Origin of the sequence: Pseudoalteromonas sp. MM1 (genome assembly GCF_030296835.1) — a bacterium.
Classification (GTDB): domain Bacteria; phylum Pseudomonadota; class Gammaproteobacteria; order Enterobacterales; family Alteromonadaceae; genus Pseudoalteromonas.
Genome location: NZ_AP027922.1, coordinates 3210483 through 3233626, shown reverse-complemented (window position 1 = coordinate 3233626; position 23144 = coordinate 3210483). Strand labels below are relative to the sequence as shown.

Genomic DNA, 23144 nt, shown 5'->3' with positions numbered 1-23144 from the left:
AGTCTGACTAGCTGTTACTCGCTTTTAGCGCCGTCATAAGTAAATGACATTCTAGTTTTTCATCACTTGATAAGCCCTGTGTCTTGTCCTTTATTAATAGGGTCTCTAGTCGATAATTTAAACACTGATCTTCAATAAATTTAAAAGTATTTTGAAAAACAGTCTCTAAACGCTCATCACTAATTTGGTGCTGCCATGTAGCAAGCTTTACTAGCGGTTCGTAATCTTCTGAATCCCTAAATGATTCGAGTAAAACCGCGGTGTTAGCATTGTCTTTTTGCAATGCACGCTCTTGTAAACGCAGTAGTAAACCAATACCTGCGATGTTCATTTGCGCTAATTCTGGCAAATAGGGCACGCTTTTAGCTAATTGCGGGTGCTGAATTAAAATACCAATGGCTTGGCGCATTGGGGTAATTTTAAATTTTCGCTCAACAGCGTGTTGTTGCTTTGGTGTTTTTAAGCGACTATTAAGTTGCTCACGAGTTCGACCAATCAAACGCCCTAGCTGCTCTAAAATATTTTCTTGATAAAATTCACTCGGAATTTTTTCAATTAACGGCAAAGCGGCACTTAACAGCTTAGCTTTGCCTGAGTCGAGTGTTAGGTCTACTTCTTGGCTAAGCTTATTAAATAACACTTTGGTAAAATCATCAGCTTGGTTTAAGCGCTGCTCAAATTGCGTTTTACCTTCTTGCTGAACCAGTGAATCAGGGTCTTCGCCGTCAGGTAAAAATACAAAGTGTAATGCTTTGCCATCGTTCAAGTAGGGCAGGGCATTTTCTAGTGCTCGCCATGCAGCGTCGCGGCCAGCTCTGTCGCCATCGTAACAGCAAATAACTTTGTCGGTGGTTCTAAATAGCGTATGCATATGCTCGCTTGTTGTAGCGGTGCCAAGCGCGGCTACGGCATATTCAATACCTTGCTCTGCAAGTGCAACCACGTCCATGTAACCTTCTACAATAAGTACATGTTCGAGCTTTTTATGCGCTTGTTTTGCTTCGTAAAGGCCATAGAGTTCAAAACCTTTATGAAAAATACGGGTCTCTGGTGAGTTTAGGTATTTTGGCCCTTGGTCGGCTTGCATTACACGCCCACCAAAGGCGATAACACGGCCACGTTTATCACGAATAGGGAACATTAACCGATCGCGGAAAAAATCAAACTGTCTGCCTGGTGTTTTTTCCGAGGCAAGCTTGAGCTCTACCAGTTGTTCTTTTTGCTCTTTTGTTCGGCCAAGCTGTTGGCACAGCGCTTCCCATTCGCTAGGTGCATAACCTATCATAAATTTTTTAACGGTTTCACCACTTAAACCACGCCCTTTTACATAATCAATTACCGCAGCAGAGTTACTATGGTGCTTTAATTGATGCTGGTAAAAGCGTGCTGTGTGTAGCATTAAGTCGTAATCTGAGCGCTTTTGTGCAGCCGTTCGTTCAGGTGCTGAGCTAGTGCCTTTCTCGCGAGGAACGTCTAAATTTAAAAGGCTTGCGAGCTCTTCTATGGCATCAACAAATTCAAGCTTGTCGTATTCCATAACAAACGAAATAGCATTGCCATTAGCACCACAGCCAAAGCAGTGGTAAAACTGTTTATCTTGAGAAACAGTAAACGAGGGGGATTTTTCGTTGTGAAAAGGGCAGCAAGCTTGGTAGTCTTTGCCTGCTTTTTTAAGACCAACTTTAGAGTCTATTAGCTCTACAATATCTGTTCTGGCGAGTAAATCGTCAATAAAATTTCGTGGGATCTTTCCAGCCATGTTTTGTAAGTAGTCCTAACAATTGGTGAGGTGTAATTTCAACACAATGCGCGCATTTATAAAAGGGGTAACGGTAAGCTAAAAAGCTACATTATTGCGAATTGCTATTACATGCATGAGCATTATTTAAAACGTTTTGTTTGTATACTTAAACGAAGAAACCGAGCACTAGGCTCGGTTTGCTTTAATCATACTTTGTGTATGTGGGAGTATTAGGCTGTTAATCGTTGCTTAATTAAACCAGAAAGCTTGCCCATATCGGCACGTCCTTCGGCTTTGCTTTTGATTATGCCCATTACTTTACCCATGTCTTGCATACCTGCTGCATTAGTATCAGCAATAGCCGCATCAATAAGGGCAACTATTTCTTCTTCACTCAATTGTTGAGGTAAAAAAGTTTCTAGTGCTGCGATCTCATTGGCTTCAATTTCGGCTAAATCTTCACGCCCAGCATCTTTGTACTGAGTGTAAGAATCACGACGTTGTTTAACAAGCTTTACTATAACGGAGGTAATACCTGCGTCGTCTAGTGTTATTTGCTCGTCAATCTCACGTTGCTTAATTGCGGCAAGCACCATGCGAATAGGGTTAAGACGTTGTTTGTCTTTTGCTCTCATCGCATCTTTTTGCGCATCTTTTAGCGTTATTAAAAGGCTCATTTATACAAGACCTAATACTATTAGTATAATTTAACGCGACGTGCGTTATCGCGAGAAAGCTTCTTCATGTGACGCTTAACCGCTGCAGCTTTTTTACGCTTACGCTCAGCTGTTGGCTTTTCATAGTGCTCGCGACGACGAACTTCTGAAAGGATACCTGCTTTTTCACATGAACGCTTGAAGCGACGAAGTGCTACGTCAAACGGTTCGTTCTCTCTTACTTTAATTACTGGCATTAAAAATTCACCTACCTAAATTATGAGCGTTGCTCAAGTTGATCAAACATTGATCAAGTGGTTCAAAAATGGTGCGGTATTGTAATCCGAAGCAACACCACATGTAAAGGATAATATTAACAGAAATGCAGCAGCTAAAATAGTGCTAATTTACTTGGCGTTGATACAATCTACAAAACACTTGGCCTGCCTTTTTTTCTTTAATTAACAGCCAGTTACTTGGTGGTGAAAACTCAGTTAACTCGGTTTCAACTTCAACATAAATGAGTGCATCTTCGCTAAGCCACTGGTTATTTTCTAATAAATTACAGCTACTTTGCGCTAAATTTTTACGAAAAGGGGGGTCAACAAAAACTAAATCAAAAGGTTCATTTACATTTTTTTGCTCTAAAAAAGTTAAAGAGTTTGTGTGTTTAACCTGTGCATTTTCTAGCTTTAAAGTGCTAATGTTTTGTTCGATTTGCTTCGCAGCTGATAAATCTAACTCGATAAATGTTGTACTTTTAGCAAACCGAGAAAGCGCTTCAAAGCCAAGCCCGCCAGAGCCTGCAAAGCAATCTAGTACGGTTGCATCGCGCGTGTCTTGCATTAACCAATTAAACACGGTTTCTTTAATGCGGTCTGTTGTTGGGCGTAGCCCTGCTACATTTTTTACTGGCAGTTTACGGCCACGAAATTGCCCACTTATTACTCTAATAAAGCCGTCTTTAGGTTTGCTAATTGCTTTATTTTTCGTTGTTTTTTTTCTCATTTAGGTCACTAAAAAATGGTATAAGGGATCTAGCTCAGATAATATTGTGCGTAGTTTACGTTTAGCTTCATTTTTCAACCGCATTAAAAGTGTTACTATTTAGCACTTACGTTTTGAACGGTTGTTTGGCCAGCACGCATTGCTGAGCCACACCAAGCTATTTCAATTTTTAGTTTATCAGATTTTTATAAGTGGTTATTAGCAAGTATGGCAAAAAAAAGTAAATTCATGTCTTGGCTCGGTTTTGGTAAGTCAGATAAAAAACAAGCAGAAGCTGATAAACAACAGGCATTAGCTCAGCAACAAGAATCTGAGCGCTTAGCGGCAGAAAAGGCCGAAGCAGAGCGTGAAGAACAAGCACGTATTGCTGCTGAAAAAGCACAAGAAGAGCGTTTAGCAATTGAAAAGGCTAATGCAGAGTTGCTTGCAAAAGAGCAAGCCGAAGCACAGGCGCAGCAACAAGCACAAGCTGCGCGTTTAGCTGAGCAAGAAGCGCAAATGCGTTTAGAGCAAGAGCGCATGGCTGCACAGCGAGCTGAGCAACAACGTTTAGACACAGAGCGCGAGCAAGCTGAGCAAGATGAAAAATTAGCAATTGAAAAAGCCAACGCTGAGTTACTTGCAAAAGACCAAGCTGAAGCACAGGCGCAACAACAAGCACAAGCCGCTCGTTTGGCAGAGCAAGAAGCGCAAATGCGTTTAGAGCAAGAACGTATTGCAGCAGAACAAGCTGAAGCTGAGCGTCTAGAGCAAGAAAGTATTGCAGCAGAGCAAGCAGAAGCTGAGCGTTTAGAGCAACAGCGTATTGCAGCAGAACAGGCAGAAGCTGAGCGTTTAGAGCAAGAACGTATTGCAGCAGAGCAAGCAGAAGCTGAGCGTTTAGAGCAACAGCGTATTGCAGCAGAACAAGCAGAAGCTGAGCGTTTAGAGCAACAGCGTATTGCAGCAGAGCAAGCAGAAGCTGAACGTTTAGAGCAGCAGCGCATTGCAGCAGAACAAGCAGAGGCTGAGCGATTAGAGCAAGAGCGCCTAACGGCCGAACTGGCAAAAGAAGAAGCTAAACTTACCGAAAAGCCTAAAAAAGAAGGCTTTTTCTCCCGTCTTAAAAAGGGCTTATTAAAAACCCGCGTAAACATAGGTTCGGGCTTTGCCTCTATTTTTAGCGGTAAAAAAATAGACGATGATCTTTTTGAAGATCTTGAAACTCAGCTTCTCACCGCCGATTTAGGTGTTGATACCACCATGAAGCTAATTGATAGCCTGACTGATGCCGCTGATCGTAAGCAGCTAAAAGATGGTGATGCACTTTATGAGTTAATGAAACAAGAAATGGCCGCTATGCTTAAAACGGCAGAGCAACCACTAGAGATAAACGCAGATAAAAAACCATTTGTTATTTTAATGGTAGGCGTAAACGGTGTTGGTAAAACAACCACCATAGGTAAGCTTGCTAAACAATTTCAGAATGAAGGTAAGTCGGTTATGTTAGCCGCAGGTGACACATTCCGTGCTGCTGCTGTTGAGCAACTTCAGGTTTGGGGTGAGCGTAATAGTATTCCGGTTATTGCTCAGCACACAGGTGCAGATAGCGCATCGGTTGTATTTGATGCGTTTCAAGCCGCTAAAGCGCGTAATGTAGATGTATTAATTGCCGATACAGCAGGGCGCTTGCAAAATAAAGACAACTTAATGCAAGAGCTTGAAAAAATAGCGCGTGTAATGAAGAAAATTGACCCCGATGCACCGCATGAAGTTATGCTAACCATTGATGCTGGTACAGGTCAAAATGCAATTAGCCAAGTAAACTTATTTAACCAGTGTGTTGGTTTAACTGGTATTACTCTTTCAAAACTTGATGGTACGGCTAAAGGTGGGGTTATATTTGCGGTTGCAGATAAATTTAATATTCCTATTCGTTACATTGGTGTAGGAGAAGGTATTGATGACTTGCGTGCGTTTAAGAGCGACGACTTTATTGATGCGTTATTTAGCCAAGACGAGGGTGATGTATAATTTATAAAAGGGAGCTTGCTCCCTTTTTAATTGCAAGGAATTCCAATTTACTATTTTGGGGCTGGCACAATAAATAATGATAAATTTTCAGCAAGTAAGTAAAACCTATCCGGGTGGGCATCGCGCTCTCGAAAAAGTTACATTTCATATTAAGCCTGGCGAGTTGGCTTTTTTAACCGGTCACAGTGGTGCAGGTAAAAGTACCTTATTAAAGCTCATTAGCTTAATGGAGCGCCCCTCTGCAGGAAACGTGTTAATTAATGGAGTTGATTTAAATAAAGTTAATTCTCGGCAAATTCCTTATGCGCGACGCGATATTGGTATTATTTTTCAAAATCATCGTTTGTTAGAGCGCTACACTGTGTTTGATAACGTGGCACTGCCGTTGATTATTGAAGGCACCCATCATAAGCAAATAGCTAAACGAGTTCATGGTGCGCTAGATAAAGTAGGGTTGCTAGATAAAGTTAAATGCCATCCTTCTACACTCTCTGGTGGTGAGCAGCAACGCGTAGGCATTGCCAGAGCAATTGTAAATTCTCCGCCTATTTTATTGGCCGATGAACCAACGGGTAACCTTGACCCTGAGCTCTCTATGGAAATATTAAGGCTATTTGAAGATTTTAATAAACACGGTACGACAGTACTTATAGCAACGCACGACCTTGGTTTAGTGTCGCGTTTAAAATACCGTAGCCTGACTTTAAAAGATGGCCGTATGCTTGAAGACCCACTTGCGGAGGGGACACTGTGAGTTTGTTATTTAAAGGGCGCCAAAACTCAAACGATAAACAAAAAAAATCAGCCATAGCGGGTGGTTATTTTTTTATTATTAATATTTTTCGCCAAGGGGTGCACAGCTTAGGTGAAATGTGGCGTACGCCACTTGCTTCATTAATGACAATTGCTGTACTTGGCCTAAGTTTAACATTACCTGCTACGCTGTATTTAGTCGTAAAAAATGTACAACAAGTTAGTAGCGGGTTTGAAGAAGCCAGTGAAATATCGCTTTTTGTAAAAGAAAGTATGAGCGAGCAAGAAACACAAACCTTAGTAAAGCGTTTAGCACTTTACGCCGAGGTAGACAGTGTTGAATTTATTTCTAAGCAGCAAGCACTAACTGAATTTAAAGATGTGTCGGGGTTTGGACAAGCTTTAGAATACCTAGATAGCAACCCGCTACCCGATGTTGTATTAGTGACACCTACTAAACGACATCGCCAGCCCAATGCAGCTAAAGCACTGCTTACTAAACTTGAAAGCGAGCGCGAAGTAGACTTTGGTAAGCTTGATATTGCCTGGCTTGAGCGCCTAAATGCATTATTAGATTTATTAAAAGAAAGCGTTATCACAATTGCTTTATTACTTCTTACATCCGTTACACTTATTATTGGTAATACAATTCGTTTATCGATTATGGATAAAAAAGAAGAAATACAAGTAATGAAGCTAGTGGGAGCTACTAATACGTTTATACACGCTCCATTTTTGTGGACCGGCATTTGGTATGGCGTTATAGGGGGCTTGTTTGCATTTATTTGTATTGCCTTAATGATGTGGTGGTTAACTAGTGCAGTAAGCAGCGTTGCGGGCGTGTATCAAACAAGCTTTTCGTTAATTGGTTTAACGCTTAATGAGTTTGGGGCATTAGTTTTACTTGCAACTAGCTTAGGCTTTATTGGTTCTTACTTATCGGTTAACCGATATATTAAAGAAATTGAGCCAGACAAAGTGTAAATATGCCTGCTAATGACTGACTCAAAAATGTCATGTTTGTATATTATTATCCTCAAATGAGATTAGTTGTAAATGCACTGTTACGCTTACGCTAATCTCTAGCAATCCCTTAGTTCATCACTTATTCAGCCGTATGTAGTAGACTTAACATACGCTAAAAAACCACTTGATTTACTCTTAAAAAAAGTTTTAAATTGGGGTTAGCACTCTTAGAGAAAGAGTGCTAAGATGGTTTCAAATGTTTATCACCGAGGTGAAAAATGAGTAAAGATTTATACGCAATGGCACTTACAGTTGGGCAACAAAGCGCAAGCATGGACGGCTACCTTCAAGCGGTTAGCACAATTCCTATGCTTAAAGCTGAACAAGAGAAAGAGCTAGCAACACGACTTCAAGAAGAAGGCGATCTTAGTGCTGCAAAGCAACTCATTATGTCGCATTTACGCTTTGTAGCACATATTGCTAAAAGCTACTCGGGGTATGGTTTGCCACAAGCCGATTTAATCCAAGAGGGCAATATAGGCCTGATGAAAGCCGTTAAGCGCTTTGACCCAAGTGTGGGTGTACGCTTAGTATCGTTTGCTGTTCATTGGATTAAAGCAGAAATTCATGAGTTTGTGCTTAAAAACTGGCGCATCGTAAAAGTTGCGACCACTAAAGCGCAACGTAAATTGTTTTTTAATCTTCGTAAAAACAAAAAACGTTTAGGTTGGTTTAACCAAGCAGAAGTGAGCACTGTAGCGAATGAGCTAGGTGTGAGTGAAAAAGAAGTTCGTGAAATGGAATCGCGCATGAGCGGCCAAGACATGGGCTTTGACTTAACGGGCGACGATAACGACGACGCGCCAACAAGTACGTATTCACCAGTACAATATTTAACAGATGGCTCTGCCGATTTAGCTGACGATATTGAGCAGCAACAATGGCAAGAGCAGTCACATACTCGTTTATTTAGCGCACTTAAAACGCTAGATGAACGCTCGCAAGACATTGTAAGTGCGCGCTGGTTGTCTGATGACAAAGCAACACTTCAAGAGCTTGCAGAAAAGTACAGTGTATCTGCTGAGCGTGTTCGCCAGCTAGAAAAAACAGCGATGAAAAAGCTGCAAAGTGCTATGAGCTAATAGCGCAAAAAATTTGAAACTTTAAAAGCCCTGCATAAATATGCGGGGCTTTTGCTTTGTGGCTGTAAGTATTTTGATCGACGTTTTTTCTTTTGCGAGCTTACTTGTATGACTTAAATGCGCTTAAAAGGCCACCCGTAGCTACCTAGCGTTGATCCCTTTTCCTTGCGCCTGTGCTAATTGTATATACTTTTTATGTACTAATTGCGATACCGGGACTAATTCAAAACCTTGCTCGGTGAGCTTAGGCAGTGCCTGGCGTAAAAAGTCGATGGTTTCTGGGTAGGGGTGGGCAATCGCAATGGCAAAGTGATGCTTAGTCGCTTTATATTTTAGCTCCTCCAGCCTTTGCTGCAGCTGCTCATGTGTGGTTATGTTGTCTAAAAACACATGGCGGCCAATATTTTCAACCCCGATAAAATTTGCCGCATTTTGCGCTTGGCTTAAGTCGGTAGTCCGGCTATCTAAAAAAAATAAGTTACGTTTTTTCAGTACTTCCATAGTCCACTTCATAGCTTGGCTTTGCTGGGTGAGTGCCGACCCCATGTGGTTATTAACCCCTTTTACTTGCGGTAAACTTGCCAGTGCAGTACCTAAAGTTTTTTGCAGTTGTTCTTTGTCCATATCAACAGTAAGCCCACCAGGCCCGAGTGCTTTGCCGTTTAAGGCCTGCATTGGCACATGCAATAAAAGCTCTTTATTTGCTTGGCTGGCAAGCGTGGCAAAAATTTGAGAGTAGGGTGTGTGGGGCAAAATTGAATACGACAATTGCCCTGGTAAAGTAAGAAATTCTAAATCTCGCTGATGATAGCCAATATCATCAATTACGATGGCTATTTGCTTTGCCCAAGCAGTGCTAGATACAAAGCAAATAACCAACAACAGCCATTTTGTTATTTTCACGTTTATAGTTTTTATTATCTTTTTATTTATTGAGATTTACTATTGCATGCTAAGTAATTGCTTAGCTTTTACTAACTGCAAGTCGCCTAGTATTTCATGTTCAAATTGTGGTGCATTTTTGTTCTGTTCATTTTTTATTATAACGGCTTTATTTGATTGTGGAAGGGTTGCTTGTGCAATTGCTACATCAGGGGTAACTCCTACGCCTTCAATCGATACGCCTGCTGGTGTAAAGTACTTAGCAGTTGTTAATTTTAGCGCTGTATTACCATCACCAAGTGGGATCAAAGATTGCACCGAGCCTTTACCATAAGACTGGTTACCAACCACAGTGGCGCGCTTATTGTCTTTTAAAGCGGCTGCGAGTATTTCAGCCGCAGAGGCTGAATTTTCATTAATAAGTACCACAATAGGTATGCCTTTGAGTATGTCGCCTCGTTTAGCGTAGTAGGCTTGATTAGCGTCGTAGTAGCGCCCTTTAGTGGTTACTATAGTGCCACTTTGTAAAAATAGATCCGCTACCGCCACTGCGCTTTGTAAAGTACCACCGGGGTTGTCACGTAAATCAATCACTAACCCTTTAAGTGGCATGCGATAATCATTTTTAAGTGCAGCTACCTGCAGCGCCACTTCATGTAGGGTGTGATTAGAAAAAGTATTAATGGCTAAATACCCCATGCCTGAGTCGAGTAATTGGCTTGTGGCGCTTTCTAAATTTATTTCTTTGCGATTTACCAAAAAGCTAAGTGGTTGCTGCTGCCCTATGCGCTTTATTGTTAGCTGTACTGTGTTAAAGCGGGTATCTTTTATCAACGCGGCTACTTGCTCTAAGCTATGTGTTTGCGTGTTTGTATTATTAACACTAACAATAATATCACCCGCTAAAATACCAGCCTTTTGTGCTGGGGAGTTTTTAACTACACCAATAATAGTTATCTCGCTCTCAATGTCTTTCACTTCAATACCCACACCAGTGTAATGACCATTAGTGTTATTAAATAGGGCGTCTAGTTCATCTTCGTTGAGGTATTTCGAGTAGGGGTCGAGCTGGTCGAGTAAAATTTCTACCTGCTGATTGTTAAAGGTACTTTGTGCATTTTTAGTAACTGATAAGTCATCAACATAATAGGCTTGAATATTAAAAAGTATTTCAGATATCTGCTGACTTTTAAGATCTTTAATTGAGCTGGCAAGTAACGAGTTACTAAAACTAAAAGCAGCAATACATACAAGTGCGCACAAAAAAAACGAATAGCGCGTACGAGAAGAGGGAAATGAGCGTGTTTGTGGTATTTTTTGAGTCATCAGCTGCTCCTAATGCGGTGCAGCTGTTTTATTCACTTAAATACGTCTGCACCATTTAACAGGATTTACTGCGCGTCCTTTGTGGCGTATTTCAAAGTATAGACCAGAACTCGACTGCCCGCCGCTTTGACCTACTAATGCCAACGTTTCGCCTTCTCGAACCATGTCACCCACATCTTTTAATAGCGTTTGTGCATGCCCATACAGGCTCATAAAGCCCTCACCATGATCAACTACAATAACCCAGCCAAAGCCTTTAAGCCAATCTGCAAATACAACTTGGCCATTATTAATACTGTTCACATTAGTGCCTTCTTTAGCACCAATTAACACGCCTTTCCAGTCTATGCCGCCATGTTTGCGTTGACCAAATGTGTGTTTTAGCTTGCCTTTGCTGGGCCAATTAAGCTTGCCTTTACTTTTATTAAGACCGAGTAATTCAATTTTTTGAGTTTTTTCTTGTTCAAGTTCTTCAATGGTGGTGATTAATGTTTGCTCGTTGTCTTTTAAGTAGTTAATCGAGCTTTTAGTACTATTAAGCTGCGCTTGTAAGTTTTTAAGATTAGTTTGGCGCTCACTTTGTGCATTTACTAGCGCGTTTTGGCGTCTTTTTTGTTCTTCGAATAAAGCGGCTAATTTTTGTTTGGTTTTGGCAAGTGCGACTTGGTTATCTGCAATTTGCTGCTGCAGTACTTTAAGTTCTTCAATTTGCTCTATGCGTGCTTTATTTAAATAGTTGTAATAGCTTAGTGTACGCTCAAATTTAGCCGTGTCTTGCTGGTTTAACAACATTTTGGGGTAGTCGTCGCCCCCAGCCATGTAAGCACTTTTTAGCTGGGCCGCTAAAACAGCTTGAAATTTTGCATGTTGCGCTTTTAATTGCTGTGCTTTTTGTTGTTGTGCTTGTTGTTTTTGCTCGGTTTCTGTTACTGATTGCTCAGCCATATTGAGGGCTTTGGCATTTTTAGCTATTTCTAGCTCGTGTTTTTTTAAGTTTTTTTGCAGTGCGGCAATTTTTTTTCGTTGTGCGTTGTACTCTGCTTGGCTTTGCTCTAATGCAGATTGCACTTCTGATAGGTCTTTTTTAGTGCGGTTTTCGTTAGCGGTTGCAGGTGCAACCACTAACGAAGCCAATACCAATGTATAAACACTAAACCAATTTACTGGTTTGCTCATGTGTTATTTCAACGTCATGATTGGCGTGCCGGTCATTTCGCTTGGTTGCTCCATGCCCATAAGGTGTAACATTGTAGGCGCTACATCACTTAGTGCTTTACCTTCGCTCGGAGTTGCATCGCGCCCTACATAAATAAATGGCACTGGCTCGCTGGTGTGAGCTGTATGTGCTTGACCTGTAGTGGCATTGGCCATTTGCTCTGCATTCCCGTGATCGGCTGTGATAAGCGCTTCACCGCCATACTCAGCTAGCGCTTCTACTACTCGACCTATACACGCATCAACAGCTTCACAAGCTTTAACTGCAGCTTCAAATACACCAGAGTGACCTACCATGTCACCATTTGGGTAATTACAAATAATGGCATCAAACTTACCGCTTTTAATAGCTTCAATAAGTTTATCGGTCAGCATTTCTGAATTCATTTCTGGTTGTAAGTCGTAAGTTGCAACCTGTGGCGAAGGAATTAACTCACGAGATTCACCTTCAAATTCATCTTCGCGTCCGCCACTAAAGAAAAACGTAACATGGGCGTATTTTTCTGTTTCAGAAATACGCAGTTGTGTTTTGCCGTTCTTTTCAAGCCATTCACCTAATACGTTCACCAGTGGGGTAGGGCCAAATGCGACTGGGGCATCAATATCAGCTGCATATTCTGTCATCATTACAAATGCGCTTAGCTGAGGTGATTTTTTCTTGGTGAAACCATCAAACTCTGGCTCTACAAAGGCGCGGGTTATTTCACGGGCACGGTCGGCTCTAAAGTTAGCAAAAATAACGGTGTCACCGTCATTAATTTGTGCAGCTTCAGTACCTTGTGGTGTGATTGTGGTTGGTGCTACAAACTCATCGTTTTCGTCGCGCTCATAAGCGGCTTCTAATGCCGATACGCCATCAGCATAGTTAAACTCGCCTTCACCTAGCGTCATTACATTGTAGGCTTTTTCTACACGGTTCCAACGATTGTCTCTGTCCATGGCGTAATAACGGCCTACAAGTGACGCTAAGCGACCACAATTTAGCTCAGCAAATAAGGCTTCTATACGCTCTATTGATGCTTTAGCACTGCGCGGTGGTGTATCGCGGCCATCTAAAAAGCCATGAAAATACACTTCTTTTGCACCGCGCTTAGCAGCCAATTGAATACTTGCAACAATATGATCTTCATGGCTGTGAACACCGCCTGGGCTTAATAAACCCATAATATGCACAGCCTTACCTGCTGCTACTGCTTTATCGATGTTTTCAACAAGTGCAGGGGTTGAGTCAAATTCGCCATCGTTAATTGCTTTAGTAATGCGAGTAAAGTCTTGATAAACAATTCGGCCGGCCCCTAAATTTACATGGCCTACTTCTGAGTTACCCATTTGCCCTTCAGGTAAGCCCACATCTAAACCTGAGCCTGAAATTAATGTGCGTGGGCGGGTTGCCCATAGGTTATCTAAAACGGGAGTGTTGGCAGCAAGAATTGCATTGCTTTGCTCATCTTCGCGGTATCCCCAACCGTCTAAAATCATTAATACCAGTGGTTTTTTATGCTCTGTCATAATAGCTCCTGAAAATTAGCACCTGTTGATGGGCACTGTGCACCGAAAAGGTTATCTGGTTAGTTTTAGCATACCGTGTTTTAACGCCAGGATCAGCATTGAAAACAAGATATTAAATTTTTCTCTTACTTTTATAATATGGGGCGCTTTATGTGTTTTTAAACCGCAGCAAACTCGCAATTTAACTTGGTTTGGGTATACTTGCGTGGCTAAAGTACAAAATACCTAGAATATTAGGTTTAGAACATAATTTCATAGTGGAAGTAGAATGGATCAATATATTGAATTTATTACAAATCATCCTATTTTAAGCCTTGCTTGGGTTGGTCTTGTATTTCTTATTGTAAGCGGCTGGATAAAGAGTAAGTTTTCAGCAGTGAGAGAAATAAACCCACAGCAATTAACACTTCTCATTAACCGTGAAGATGGCAAAGTAGTTGATATTCGTGCTCAAAAAGAATTTAACGCAGGGCGTATTGCCGGTGCTGAACACTTAAGCCCTGAAAAAGCAAAACAATCTGACTTTTCAAGCCTTGAAAAGCACAAGAGTAAACCCATTATACTAGTATGTGCCACAGGCATGACTGCACAAGGTACTGCTAATGCAATGCATAAAGCAGGCTTTGAATCGGTTTATGTATTATCAGGTGGTATGGGGTCGTGGCAATCTGCCAGCCTTCCAACTACAACAGGTCGCTAATCAGTTTAGTAGAACCGATAGAGGATTTATTATGAGTAATGTTGTTTTATACACCAAAGCGTATTGTCCATTTTGCCAACGTGCTCTTGCACTTTTAAACAGCAAAGGCGTTGAGTACACAAATATTGATATTGGTGTACAACCCGAGCTTCGCGACGAAATGATTACTAAAGCAGGTGGCGCAAGCACAGTACCGCAAATTTTTATTAATGATGAACATATCGGTGGCTGCGACGACATGATGGCTATTGAAGCGCAAGGTAAACTTGACGCTAAGCTAAATGCTTAATTTTAATTATAAAAACTAACACGTAGGAAGCACAATGAACGAAGAAAATCAAAACGCAGCAGCACAAGAAGGTGGCGCACAATTTGCCATTCAACGTATTTACACTAAAGATGTATCGTTTGAAACACCTAACTCGCCTGCGATTTTTCAAAAAGAATGGACGCCAGAAGTTAAACTAGACCTAGACACACGCTCTAATAAGCTCGACGAAGGTGTATTTGAAGTTGTTTTAGCATTAACTGTTACAGCCTCTATAGGTGAAGAAACTGCGTTTTTATGCGAAATTCAACAAGCCGGTATTTTTACTGTTGGCGAGCTTGAAGAAGTACAACTAGCACATATGCTAGGTGCATACTGCCCTAACGTGTTATTCCCATATGCGCGTGAAGCCGTATCTAATCTTGTTAACCGTGGTACTTTCCCACAGCTTAACCTTGCGCCAGTGAACTTTGATGCGTTATTTGCACAATACATGCAACAACGTACTGCGCAAGCTGAGCAGGTTTCAGCAGACGCATAACTTATGAGTACAGCAACTTCAGCTGTTACTGTATTAGGAGCGGGGTCTTATGGCACCGCTCTTGCTATTTGCTTAGCCCGAAATGGTCACCAAGTGACACTTTGGGGTCGCAATAGCGACGACGTTGCCACGCTTGCAGCTGAGCGGAAAAATCAACGTTACCTTCCTGATGTACCATTCCCTGACACTCTATTATTACAAGCCGATTTACAACAAGCCGTAGCCAGCAGTGCTATTGTACTTGTGGTTGTGCCAAGCCATGCCTTTGCCGATACATTGCAGCAAATTAAACCAGCGCTGGTTGAAGGTGCACAAGTGGCGTGGGCAACAAAAGGGCTTGAGCCAAATACGGGGCGCTTGCTGCAAGAGGTTGCACTGCAAGAACTGGGTGATGAGATACCGCTTGCGGTTTTATCAGGCCCAACCTTTGCAAAAGAAATGGCAATGGGTTTACCCACCGCTATATCCGTGTCTTCTACCTCAACGGAGTTTGCACAGCAACTTGCAGATTTACTCCATTGTGGGCGCTCGTTCCGCGTATACAACAACGATGACTTTATTGGTATTCAGTTAGGTGGTGCCGTTAAAAATGTAATAGCCATTGGTGCTGGTATGTCTGATGGGGTGGGGTTTGGTGCTAATGCCCGTACTGCACTTATTACTCGTGGTTTGGCCGAGCTAACACGCTTAGGCTGTGCTTTAGGGGCTAAGCAAGAAACCTTTATGGGGATGGCCGGACTTGGCGATTTAATATTAACCTGTACCGACAACCAATCTCGCAATCGCCGCTTTGGTTTGGCATTGGGTAAAGGGGAAGGGGTAGACGCTGCTATTGAGTCTATCGGGCAAGTTGTTGAAGGCTTTAGAAATACTAAAGAAGTATATTTATTAGCACAACGCGCCGGTGTTGAAATGCCCATTACTGAGCAAATATATCAAGTACTTTATGAAAATAAAGATATGAAAAAAGCTGCTATGGCTCTATTAGGTCGTGAACAAAAGGCTGAATAATCCGAGCCTTATTGCTAGGCTTTAATTTGTTGAGCCTAGCATTATAGCAATGTGCAATAATACTTATTTCATTTTGCGGGGCTAAACGTGTTGTTGCCGTTGTTAAAAATTTTCATTTATAACAACTTAATAGCCAGTTTTTGCCTGGCTATCAACACGTTTTTCCAACCTTAAAATAGAACAATTAATCAAAATGGTATTACTTGCCTCCAACAAACCCTAATTGTCGCCACGATTCGTAAATAAATACAGCAACCGAATTTGATAGGTTCATACTACGGCTATTGGCCTGCATAGGAATACGCACACGTTGTTCTTTAGGTAGCGCTTGAATCATATCGTCAGGAAGGCCGCGAGTTTCGGGTCCAAACACTAAGCAATCACCGGCTTCATAACTCGCTTCGTGATGAAGTTGGCTGCCTTTAGTGGTGCATGCATACACTTTTTTAGGTTGGCATTTTTCAAGGTATGCTTCAAACGAGGCGTGGCGCTGAACATTACTAAATTCGTGGTAATCAAGCCCGGCACGTTTTACTCGCTTATCGTCCCACTCAAAACCTAACGGTTCAATTAAATGTAATGAGTAACCTGTGTTTGCACACAAGCGTATGATATTTCCTGTATTGGGTGGGATTTCAGGTTGATATAAAACGATATCCAGCATATTGCGCCTTTCTAATAATCTATAATTTGTCGAGTGGCAGTATACACGAAACCGGTAAAAAAAATGATATACTCGCGCCATTGAATACCGTAAGTAGTGAATATTAACGTGCATCATCGCAGTTACGAATTTTGGGTTAAAACGTCAAGCATAGTGACCATGGTAATGGTGAGCTTAATGATAGCCGCTAAAACCTGGGCGTGGTTGGCGTCGGGTTCGGCCTCTATGCTTGGCTCTTTAACTGACTCATTAATGGATATTACCGCCACTGCCATGAGCTTTTTGGTGCTTGGCTATGCGTTGCGCCCAGCTGATGACGACCACCGTTTTGGTCACGGTAAGGCAGAAGCGCTTGCAGGACTTGGTCAAGCTGCGTTTATAGCAGGGTCCGGTTGTTTATTGGCGTTTCATGGTATTGAGCGCTTATTTAATCCAATCGTGCTTAGTCATTCATTGTTTGGTGTGTGGGTGAGCCTATTTGCTATTGCATGTACGTTAGTGATTGTGTTTTTTCAAATTAAAGTGGTAAAGCATACCGAATCTATTGCTATTAAAGCAGACTCGGTACATTACAAAGGCGATTTAATTTTAAATGCCGCGGTTTTACTTGCTATTTTGCTTTCGTATTATGGCGTTTTATATGCCGATCCGCTATTTGCTATTGGTGTAGCAGGCTATTTACTTTATAACAGCTGGGATATAGCACGCGACAGTGCTGATCATTTAATGGATAAAGAACTGCCGGACGAAGAAAAACAAAGTATTTTTGACATAGCAAAAAAACATGCTGATGTACACGGGGTGCATGGTATTCGCACGCGACAAGGTGGAAAAATTAAGTTTATACAAATGCACCTAGAATTAGATGACGATTTATCGCTAATTCGTGCCCACAATGTAGCCGATGAAGTGGAAAAAATGATAGCCGATTGCTTTGAGTCTGAGGTTGATATACTTATCCACCTCGACCCATTATCTGTCGTTGTTAAACATTAATAGATTCACAAAATGTGTACATGCTTTTTAGTGCTGGCTTACGAATTTCGTCACGTTCAAAAAAGAGCTCATGTTTTGCACCTTTAAAGCTTTCAATTGATGCATTTGCATGGCTATTAGCTAGCTTATCAAGGGCGGAGTTATTTACCACTTCATCGTTTTCGGCTTTAGCAATATACATGGGAATAGTGATATTTAACTTATCTACTGATGGCAAAAATTTAATGACCGCGTGTAACCATCCATAAGTTACTCCGCCGAGTTGTAAGGCTGGCGTAGCGTGATAGGTTTGCCTAAATTGTTTGTAACGTACTGTACTACTGGTTAGCACGTTTAGGTCGAAACTAGGGGGAGTATAGTTTTTTTGCCCAAATGCATAGCTGTATTGAAAACCCAGCATTTTAGCTATGTTGACAGCCAAAGTGGTAGAAAAGCGAGGCACCTTTTTAGTAAAAATATTTAACATGGGAGCTGACAAAAATACCCCCTTGTAATCATGCTTATAGGTTGCTAAATAATGCAGCGCAATGGCTCCTCCCATCGAATGCGCAATTAACGCTTTATTACCTTGCCAGTGAGTATTGACTACCTCTTCGGTAAACTGGTTTAGATCTGCGCTATAATCTTGAAAGTTTTGAACATAACCTTTGTGCTTGTTCTTCAAATGCCGATAAGAGCGACCTTGACCTTGATGGTCTATTATAAAAACGGCATACCCATTGTTATAAAACTCCCACAGCAGCTCTTTATATTTATCAGCCCCTTCGACTCTGCCAGAGCTAATAACTAACGCCATTTTTGCATTAATGGGTTTTGCATAGGTGTAAAATAATGTGCCATGCAATGTTTTTAAGTTAGATTTAACCAGTGTATTTTCAAAAAAATCTTCAATTGCAGATTGGTTACTTTCAAGCTCGCTTTCACTGCTATAAAACATGAATTACTCTTTAATTATTGGCAAGGTTATATTCGCACACAAGCCGCCATTTTCTTTATTTGATAACACTAAACTACCACCATGAGCAATAATAGCATTTTTAGCGATAGCTAAGCCAAGGCCCGTGCCTCCACTTACTCTGTCGCGGGCATCAGATTGTCTAAAAAAAGGCTCACACAGTTTACTTAGCTGCTCATTTGGAACGCCTGGGCCATCGTCGCAAATTTCTATAAAAATTTGGTTAACGTAGTGTACGTCAAAGCTAATGTTGCTGTGCGCGTATTTTATTGCGTTACGTAATAGGTTTTCGAGCGCGCTGGCAATTAAAGATTCATCGCAGCTTAGCATTACATCGGCATTGCCACTAAATGTAAGCGTTTTAGTGTTTTGCTTGGCTTCAAACTGTGCATCGTTTAATACGTGCTCTACTATATCTTTTAACGATTGCTTTTGCAGTGACAGTGTTTGGCTTTGCGCTTCTAAACGTGACACTTGCAGTACATCAGCAATCATTTTATCAAGTTGGTTAGCTTCTTTTTCTATGCGTAATAAATACGATTGACTTGCCTCGTTGGCTTGCATTTGTGCAAGCCCTGTTGCCATTTTTAAGCGCGTAAGCGGGGAGCGTAACTCGTGAGATATATCAGCAAGCAAACGCTTTTGGGCGCTAATAAGCTGCTCAAGCTGATTAGCCATGCTGTTAAAGTCGCGCCCCAGCACTCCTAGCTCATCTTTTCTGCTTGCTGGTATTGTTACACGCGCTGACAAGTCTCCCGATGAAAGCTTAATAGCTGCTTTTTTAAGGCTGTTAATAGGTGCGATTAAGTTACGGCTAAAAATAAAGCTTAGTATTAAAGAGGCAAAAATAGCCACCAGTACCTTCATCCAATTGGGCATTAACTTAAAGCGCATGAGCAAAGGCGGTTGGTGATTAATGTCTATTTCGTAAAGGTAAAACTGTCCCTCTGGCACGTTAATATTAACAGGACCGAATGCTTGGTATTTTTCGGTAAAAATAACCTGTGGCGCCAAATTTTGACTAAAGCTAAGTAAATTTAAATCTATTTCGGCGGGTATCTCTTTACTGCTTAATGCATCTTCGGGCTGTGCCGCACCCAAAAATAAAATTTTTCGTTTTGAAAGCCTAGGGTGCGATAAAACATCAGCAAGGGTGCGTTTATGTTTAGTGGCGCTTCGTTCAATGCTTTTAGCAGTATAAATTAGGTTTTTTTTCATTGGCCCATGCAAAGGCTCGTTGCTAACGGCATTAATTGCAGTAATGTTGCTTAAAAATATAAGCGCTGCCACAGTCCCTGTTATCGTTAGCCAAAACCAAATAAATATTTTAAAAAATAAATAATGCCGAGGGTGCTTTAGCCATGCAAAGTAATGTTTATTACTCACCTTGGATGAAGACATAACCTGTACCTCGCATAGTTTTTATTCGCTCACCTTGAATGTGCTCGGCTATTTTTTTACGAATATTGCTAACATGCATATCAATTGAGCGGTCAAACGAAGCTAAGCGCCTACCGAGCACTTCTTCACTTATTTGCTCTTTACTGACAACTTCGCCGGCATTTTTAATCAATAACACCAGTACTTCGTACTCTGTGCCTGTCAGTGTGAGGGTGTGCTCGTTAATAGCGGCCTCTCGGGCTGCCAAATTAACTGTAATGCCATTTATATTCATTTTGCTAGGCGTTGCAACGTTTAGACTATTTATGTGCTCTATGCGGCGGGTAATGGCTTTTACACGGGCAAGCAACTCGCGGTGATTAAAGGGTTTTGGTATGTAATCGTCTGCGCCAAGCTCTAGGCCAAAAATGCGGTCAAAGTCTTCGCCTTTTGCAGTGAGCATAATGACCGGAGTTAACTTTGTTTGCCTAAGTTGTTTAAGTACTTCAAAGCCATCAAGGGTTGGGAGCATTACATCAAGCAATATCAGCGCGTAGTCATTTGACAAAGCAAGCTTTAAGCCTTGCTCGCCATCGTGAACGCTTTGTACGTCAAAGCCTTGCGCGGCTAAATATTCAGTGAGTAGTTCGCACAAACCTGTGTCGTCATCAATCATTAATAGCTTCATTTCAAACCCTTAGGCAATTTCTATATGGTTATTTTACTTCTTAAATTGTGCAAAAGTGAATCTTTACACAACCTTTACACTGCTTTGCGTTACTTTGCGTTGCAAGCGGTATAGTTAACTCACTGGCTAAGCAGCCACAACCAAATTCAATCCATCCAATATTAAGGTGATGATTATGACTAAAGTAAATACACTTTCAAAATTAGTACTTATTTGTGGTCTAGCAACGGCTACACTTGGTGCCGGTAGCGTATTAGCAAAAGGCGGCATGCATGATAAGCAAGGGCATTCTCAAGCGCGTTTTTTATTATCTGAGCGCGGCGCCGACAAGCTTGATTTAACCGACGAGCAGCAAACTAAGCTTGAAGCTATTTTTGAAGCGCAAAAAACGCAAATGAAAGCGCTACGTGGCGGCGATAAAGAAGCACGTAAAGCTGAGCGCGAAGCGCATAAAGCAAAAATGGATGCACTACTTAGCGCTCCAACGTTTGACGAGAACGCGGCAAAAGAGCTATTAAATGCACGCCACGAAAAAGGCACTGAAATTGGTTTAATTAAACTTAAAACTCAACATCAAGTAATGCAGGTGCTTAACGCTGAGCAGCAAGAAAAATTTGCTAAAATGCAAAAGCGTATGGGTAAAAAGCACCGTAAGCAAAAAGACTAATATAGCCTTTATTCTATACATCAAAAAGCCAGCTTTATGCTGGCTTTTATCATTTTAGAGGGTGAAAAACGCTTATTTAAAAAAGTCATCATCGTTTTTAGCCATCATTTCTTCAATATCTTCAATCATATCTTGGCTAATTTCGTTCGCCGAGATAATAGGGGTTGATATTTTATTGTTCTCAAACGACCATTCACCTAAGTCAATAAGCTGACAGCGTTTAGAACAAAAAGGACGATGGGGGCTTTGCTCTGACCACTCAACTTTATTTTGACAGGTTGGGCAGTTAACAATTGTTGGCATACTTTACTCTCTACAATTACGCGTTAAGCACATGTACTTAACGCTACTAACTCTACATATTTGTAACGCGGTTTATTTCAGCCAAAGACGTTAAACCATCTGCGGCTTTGCGTAAACCCGATAATCGTAAGTTATTAAACCCAGCTTGCAGTGATACCTCTGCTATTTCGAGTGAATTACCACCGCGCATAATAATTTGTGCAATTTCAGGGGTAATTTGCATTACTTCGTAAATACCTACACGGCCTTTGTAACCATCGGTGCAATTTTCGCAGCCTTTGGGCGCGTATAGAGTCATGTCTTCAATTTGCGCGGTGCTAAAACCTTGGCGAGCTAATTCTTCTGCAGGCAGTGTTTCTGGGGTTTTACATTTAGGGCATAAACGCCTAGCTAAGCGCTGGGCAATAATCAAACTTATAGAGCTTGCTACGTTATACGCAGGCACGCCCATATTTAATAAACGCGTTATGGTTTCGGGGGCTGAGTTGGTATGTAGTGTTGATAACACTAAGTGACCTGTTTGCGCCGCTTTAATTGAAATTTCTGCGGTTTCTAGATCTCGTATTTCACCAACCATCACTACATCAGGATCTTGACGTAAAAAGGCACGCAGGGCGTTGGCAAAGGTCATCTCGGCTTTAGGGTTTATTTGTACTTGGTTAACCCCTTCAAGGTTTATTTCTACCGGATCCTCGGCGGTACTAATGTTTCGCTCTGGTTGGTTAAGTATATTTAAACCGGTATAAAGCGATACTGTTTTACCCGACCCGGTAGGGCCGGTTACAAGTATCATACCTTGTGGTTGCCCAAGCGCATCCATATAGAGCTTTTTCTGATCCTCTTCGTAACCTAATACGTCAATACCTAGCATAGCGCTTGATGAATCAAGAATACGCATTACTATTTTTTCGCCCCATAACGTAGGCATGGTACTTACACGAAAGTCGATGCTTTTACGCTCGGTCATTTTTAGTTTAATACGGCCATCTTGTGGTTTACGTTTTTCTGCAATATCAAGGCGTGACATTACTTTTATACGTGCCGATAGCTTGCTTGCTAAGGTGTTGGGTGGATTTGCAACTTCGTGCAAAATCCCATCAATACGAAAGCGAATACGGTATTTATGTTCGTAAGGTTCAAAGTGTAAATCAGAGGCGCCTTTTTTAATGGCATCCATTAAAATTTTATTGATATAAACAATGATGGGCGCATCGTCTTTATCGTCATCTTTAGGTGTGGTTTCTTTAGGGCCTTCAGTATCTAAGTCGGCAAACTCTTTAAATTCATCGGCGCTTAAATCTAAGCTGCCTGCAGCATCAAGTAGTTGCTCAATTTTATTATCCAGCTGAATGTAGTCAACCACGACTATTTCGCACGATAAACCGGTGCTAAATTCAAAGTTTTCAAAGGCACCGTAATCGGTTGGATCTGAGGCGGCTATGTATACTTTTCTGCCTTTTTGAACAAGCGGTAAAATGTGGTGTTTACGTATTAGTTTTTCTTTAACTAAGTCTTCGGGGATTTGTGCAGGGTCGAAGTCTTTTAAATCAAAATACGGTACGCGAAATAAGTCTATGCATTGCTCAGCTAGGTCGTTGCTGTCAATTTTTCCACATTTAGATATAAGCTCGGCGGTCGAGGCAAACTCTTGCTGTTTTGCTTTTACGGTATCGGCATCAATGCGGCCAAGCGTTATAAATTTTCTCAATAACGGTGAGTTAATATTCATTGCGCACCTATTTTAGTCCTTCAATAGTTAA

At 41.4% G+C, this 23144-nt stretch carries 24 protein-coding genes; 10 read left to right on the top strand and 14 right to left on the bottom strand.

The features are described from left to right. Positions 1–7 precede the first annotated feature (7 nt). From dnaG to rsmD, 4 genes are all read right to left on the bottom strand, one after another. Positions 8–1759, bottom strand: coding sequence for a DNA primase (dnaG, locus tag QUE46_RS14570; protein WP_286245389.1), 1752 nt, complete (start codon positions 1757–1759; stop codon positions 8–10). Positions 1760–1971: 212 nt separating this feature from the next. Beyond that, entirely contained in the window at positions 1972–2418 is a 447-nt protein-coding gene (locus tag QUE46_RS14565) for a GatB/YqeY domain-containing protein (protein WP_004588626.1), read from the bottom strand. 20 nt (positions 2419–2438) lie between these two features. After that, positions 2439–2654 carry a 30S ribosomal protein S21 gene (gene rpsU / locus QUE46_RS14560; protein WP_002957797.1) on the bottom strand — a complete coding sequence of 72 codons (216 nt, stop codon included), beginning with the start codon at positions 2652–2654 and terminating at the stop codon, positions 2439–2441. A 145-nt stretch (positions 2655–2799) separates the two neighbouring features. Next, a complete protein-coding gene (gene rsmD, locus QUE46_RS14555) occupies positions 2800–3405 on the bottom strand; it encodes a 16S rRNA (guanine(966)-N(2))-methyltransferase RsmD (protein WP_286245386.1) in 606 nt (201 codons plus the stop codon). A gap of 207 nt (positions 3406–3612) precedes the next feature. Here rsmD and ftsY point away from each other — a divergent pair, with 207 nt between their 5' ends. The 4 genes from ftsY (at position 3613) to rpoH (ending at position 8279) form a co-directional block, all read left to right on the top strand. Next, entirely contained in the window at positions 3613–5418 is a 1806-nt protein-coding gene (gene ftsY, locus QUE46_RS14550) for a signal recognition particle-docking protein FtsY (RefSeq protein ID WP_286245385.1), read from the top strand. A gap of 76 nt (positions 5419–5494) precedes the next feature. Further along, complete coding sequence (ftsE, locus tag QUE46_RS14545; protein WP_004588623.1) at positions 5495–6172, top strand: cell division ATP-binding protein FtsE; 678 nt, start codon at positions 5495–5497, stop codon at positions 6170–6172. After that, positions 6169–7155, top strand: coding sequence for a permease-like cell division protein FtsX (gene ftsX / locus QUE46_RS14540; protein ID WP_286245384.1), 987 nt, complete (start codon positions 6169–6171; stop codon positions 7153–7155). Before ftsE ends, ftsX begins: the two co-directional genes overlap by 4 nt. A gap of 260 nt (positions 7156–7415) precedes the next feature. Beyond that, positions 7416–8279 carry an RNA polymerase sigma factor RpoH gene (gene rpoH, locus QUE46_RS14535; RefSeq protein ID WP_004588621.1) on the top strand — a complete coding sequence of 288 codons (864 nt, stop codon included), beginning with the start codon at positions 7416–7418 and terminating at the stop codon, positions 8277–8279. 141 nt (positions 8280–8420) lie between these two features. Here the strand turns inward: rpoH and QUE46_RS14530 are convergent, their stop codons facing one another. Genes QUE46_RS14530 through gpmM form a run of 4 tightly spaced genes read right to left on the bottom strand, consistent with a single transcriptional unit; the run spans position 8421 to position 13211 of the window. Further along, the gene (locus tag QUE46_RS14530; RefSeq protein WP_286245382.1) at positions 8421–9182 is read right to left on the bottom strand and encodes a divergent polysaccharide deacetylase family protein; all 762 of its coding nucleotides are present in this window, start codon (positions 9180–9182) and stop codon (positions 8421–8423) included. A gap of 39 nt (positions 9183–9221) precedes the next feature. Further along, positions 9222–10487 carry a S41 family peptidase gene (locus QUE46_RS14525; protein WP_286245381.1) on the bottom strand — a complete coding sequence of 422 codons (1266 nt, stop codon included), beginning with the start codon at positions 10485–10487 and terminating at the stop codon, positions 9222–9224. Between the two features lie 36 nt (positions 10488–10523). Beyond that, positions 10524–11663, bottom strand: coding sequence for a murein hydrolase activator EnvC (locus QUE46_RS14520; protein ID WP_286245380.1), 1140 nt, complete (start codon positions 11661–11663; stop codon positions 10524–10526). A gap of 3 nt (positions 11664–11666) precedes the next feature. Further along, positions 11667–13211, bottom strand: coding sequence for a 2,3-bisphosphoglycerate-independent phosphoglycerate mutase (gpmM, locus tag QUE46_RS14515; protein ID WP_286245379.1), 1545 nt, complete (start codon positions 13209–13211; stop codon positions 11667–11669). A 268-nt stretch (positions 13212–13479) separates the two neighbouring features. On the opposite strand from gpmM, the gene QUE46_RS14510 reads away from it, so the two are divergent. Genes QUE46_RS14510 through gpsA form a run of 4 tightly spaced genes read left to right on the top strand, consistent with a single transcriptional unit; the run spans position 13480 to position 15731 of the window. After that, a complete protein-coding gene (locus QUE46_RS14510) occupies positions 13480–13911 on the top strand; it encodes a rhodanese-like domain-containing protein (protein ID WP_286245378.1) in 432 nt (143 codons plus the stop codon). A gap of 31 nt (positions 13912–13942) precedes the next feature. Then, positions 13943–14200, top strand: a complete 258-nt coding sequence (grxC, locus tag QUE46_RS14505) for a glutaredoxin 3 (RefSeq protein ID WP_055014739.1) — start codon at positions 13943–13945, stop codon at positions 14198–14200. A 34-nt stretch (positions 14201–14234) separates the two neighbouring features. Then, positions 14235–14720, top strand: coding sequence for a protein-export chaperone SecB (secB, locus tag QUE46_RS14500; RefSeq protein ID WP_055014740.1), 486 nt, complete (start codon positions 14235–14237; stop codon positions 14718–14720). Between the two features lie 3 nt (positions 14721–14723). Further along, positions 14724–15731 (top strand): NAD(P)H-dependent glycerol-3-phosphate dehydrogenase, encoded by a 1008-nt coding sequence (gpsA, locus tag QUE46_RS14495; protein ID WP_286245377.1) that lies wholly within the window; start codon positions 14724–14726, stop codon positions 15729–15731. Positions 15732–15930: 199 nt separating this feature from the next. Here the strand turns inward: gpsA and trmL are convergent, their stop codons facing one another. Then, the gene (gene trmL / locus QUE46_RS14490; RefSeq protein ID WP_286245376.1) at positions 15931–16395 is read right to left on the bottom strand and encodes a tRNA (uridine(34)/cytosine(34)/5-carboxymethylaminomethyluridine(34)-2'-O)-methyltransferase TrmL; all 465 of its coding nucleotides are present in this window, start codon (positions 16393–16395) and stop codon (positions 15931–15933) included. A 159-nt stretch (positions 16396–16554) separates the two neighbouring features. Here trmL and QUE46_RS14485 point away from each other — a divergent pair, with 159 nt between their 5' ends. Next, on the top strand, positions 16555–17391 hold the full coding sequence (locus QUE46_RS14485) for a cation diffusion facilitator family transporter (RefSeq protein WP_286247781.1): 837 nt from the start codon (positions 16555–16557) through the stop codon (positions 17389–17391). Here the strand turns inward: QUE46_RS14485 and QUE46_RS14480 are convergent. From QUE46_RS14480 to QUE46_RS14470, 3 genes are read right to left on the bottom strand one after another with little or no spacing between them, the layout of a single operon-like run. Then, on the bottom strand, positions 17381–18328 hold the full coding sequence (locus QUE46_RS14480) for an alpha/beta fold hydrolase (RefSeq protein WP_286245375.1): 948 nt from the start codon (positions 18326–18328) through the stop codon (positions 17381–17383). The two genes, QUE46_RS14485 and QUE46_RS14480, sit on opposite strands and share 11 nt — an antisense overlap. A 3-nt stretch (positions 18329–18331) precedes the next feature. Further along, positions 18332–19747, bottom strand: a complete 1416-nt coding sequence (locus tag QUE46_RS14475) for an ATP-binding protein (protein WP_286245374.1) — start codon at positions 19745–19747, stop codon at positions 18332–18334. Next, complete coding sequence (locus QUE46_RS14470) at positions 19725–20414, bottom strand: response regulator (RefSeq protein ID WP_004588608.1); 690 nt, start codon at positions 20412–20414, stop codon at positions 19725–19727. The genes QUE46_RS14475 and QUE46_RS14470 overlap by 23 nt, the downstream gene beginning before the upstream one ends. 175 nt (positions 20415–20589) lie before the next feature. On the opposite strand from QUE46_RS14470, the gene QUE46_RS14465 reads away from it, so the two are divergent. After that, positions 20590–21081, top strand: coding sequence for a Spy/CpxP family protein refolding chaperone (locus tag QUE46_RS14465; protein WP_286245372.1), 492 nt, complete (start codon positions 20590–20592; stop codon positions 21079–21081). Positions 21082–21153: 72 nt separating this feature from the next. Here QUE46_RS14465 and yacG read toward each other — a convergent pair whose 3' ends face one another. Both yacG and pilB read right to left on the bottom strand, forming a co-directional pair. After that, positions 21154–21384 carry a DNA gyrase inhibitor YacG gene (yacG, locus tag QUE46_RS14460; protein WP_286245371.1) on the bottom strand — a complete coding sequence of 77 codons (231 nt, stop codon included), beginning with the start codon at positions 21382–21384 and terminating at the stop codon, positions 21154–21156. A 52-nt stretch (positions 21385–21436) separates the two neighbouring features. After that, on the bottom strand, positions 21437–23113 hold the full coding sequence (pilB, locus tag QUE46_RS14455; RefSeq protein ID WP_286245370.1) for a type IV-A pilus assembly ATPase PilB: 1677 nt from the start codon (positions 23111–23113) through the stop codon (positions 21437–21439). Between the last annotated feature and the right edge of the window lie 31 nt (positions 23114–23144).

Coding starts and splice junctions, on each gene's coding strand:
- dnaG (WP_286245389.1), bottom strand. CDS start 1,759: ATGGCTGGAAAGATCCCACGAAATTTTATTGACGATTTACTCGCCAGA.
- QUE46_RS14565 (WP_004588626.1), bottom strand. CDS start 2,418: ATGAGCCTTTTAATAACGCTAAAAGATGCGCAAAAAGATGCGATGAGA.
- rpsU (WP_002957797.1), bottom strand. CDS start 2,654: ATGCCAGTAATTAAAGTAAGAGAGAACGAACCGTTTGACGTAGCACTT.
- rsmD (WP_286245386.1), bottom strand. CDS start 3,405: ATGAGAAAAAAAACAACGAAAAATAAAGCAATTAGCAAACCTAAAGAC.
- ftsY (WP_286245385.1), top strand. CDS start 3,613: ATGGCAAAAAAAAGTAAATTCATGTCTTGGCTCGGTTTTGGTAAGTCA.
- ftsE (WP_004588623.1), top strand. CDS start 5,495: ATGATAAATTTTCAGCAAGTAAGTAAAACCTATCCGGGTGGGCATCGC.
- rpoH (WP_004588621.1), top strand. CDS start 7,416: ATGAGTAAAGATTTATACGCAATGGCACTTACAGTTGGGCAACAAAGC.
- QUE46_RS14525 (WP_286245381.1), bottom strand. CDS start 10,487: ATGACTCAAAAAATACCACAAACACGCTCATTTCCCTCTTCTCGTACG.
- QUE46_RS14520 (WP_286245380.1), bottom strand. CDS start 11,663: ATGAGCAAACCAGTAAATTGGTTTAGTGTTTATACATTGGTATTGGCT.
- gpmM (WP_286245379.1), bottom strand. CDS start 13,211: ATGACAGAGCATAAAAAACCACTGGTATTAATGATTTTAGACGGTTGG.
- QUE46_RS14510 (WP_286245378.1), top strand. CDS start 13,480: ATGGATCAATATATTGAATTTATTACAAATCATCCTATTTTAAGCCTT.
- grxC (WP_055014739.1), top strand. CDS start 13,943: ATGAGTAATGTTGTTTTATACACCAAAGCGTATTGTCCATTTTGCCAA.
- secB (WP_055014740.1), top strand. CDS start 14,235: ATGAACGAAGAAAATCAAAACGCAGCAGCACAAGAAGGTGGCGCACAA.
- gpsA (WP_286245377.1), top strand. CDS start 14,724: ATGAGTACAGCAACTTCAGCTGTTACTGTATTAGGAGCGGGGTCTTAT.
- trmL (WP_286245376.1), bottom strand. CDS start 16,395: ATGCTGGATATCGTTTTATATCAACCTGAAATCCCACCCAATACAGGA.
- QUE46_RS14485 (WP_286247781.1), top strand. CDS start 16,555: ATGGTAATGGTGAGCTTAATGATAGCCGCTAAAACCTGGGCGTGGTTG.
- QUE46_RS14480 (WP_286245375.1), bottom strand. CDS start 18,328: ATGTTTTATAGCAGTGAAAGCGAGCTTGAAAGTAACCAATCTGCAATT.
- QUE46_RS14475 (WP_286245374.1), bottom strand. CDS start 19,747: ATGTCTTCATCCAAGGTGAGTAATAAACATTACTTTGCATGGCTAAAG.
- QUE46_RS14470 (WP_004588608.1), bottom strand. CDS start 20,414: ATGAAGCTATTAATGATTGATGACGACACAGGTTTGTGCGAACTACTC.
- QUE46_RS14465 (WP_286245372.1), top strand. CDS start 20,590: ATGACTAAAGTAAATACACTTTCAAAATTAGTACTTATTTGTGGTCTA.
- yacG (WP_286245371.1), bottom strand. CDS start 21,384: ATGCCAACAATTGTTAACTGCCCAACCTGTCAAAATAAAGTTGAGTGG.
- pilB (WP_286245370.1), bottom strand. CDS start 23,113: ATGAATATTAACTCACCGTTATTGAGAAAATTTATAACGCTTGGCCGC.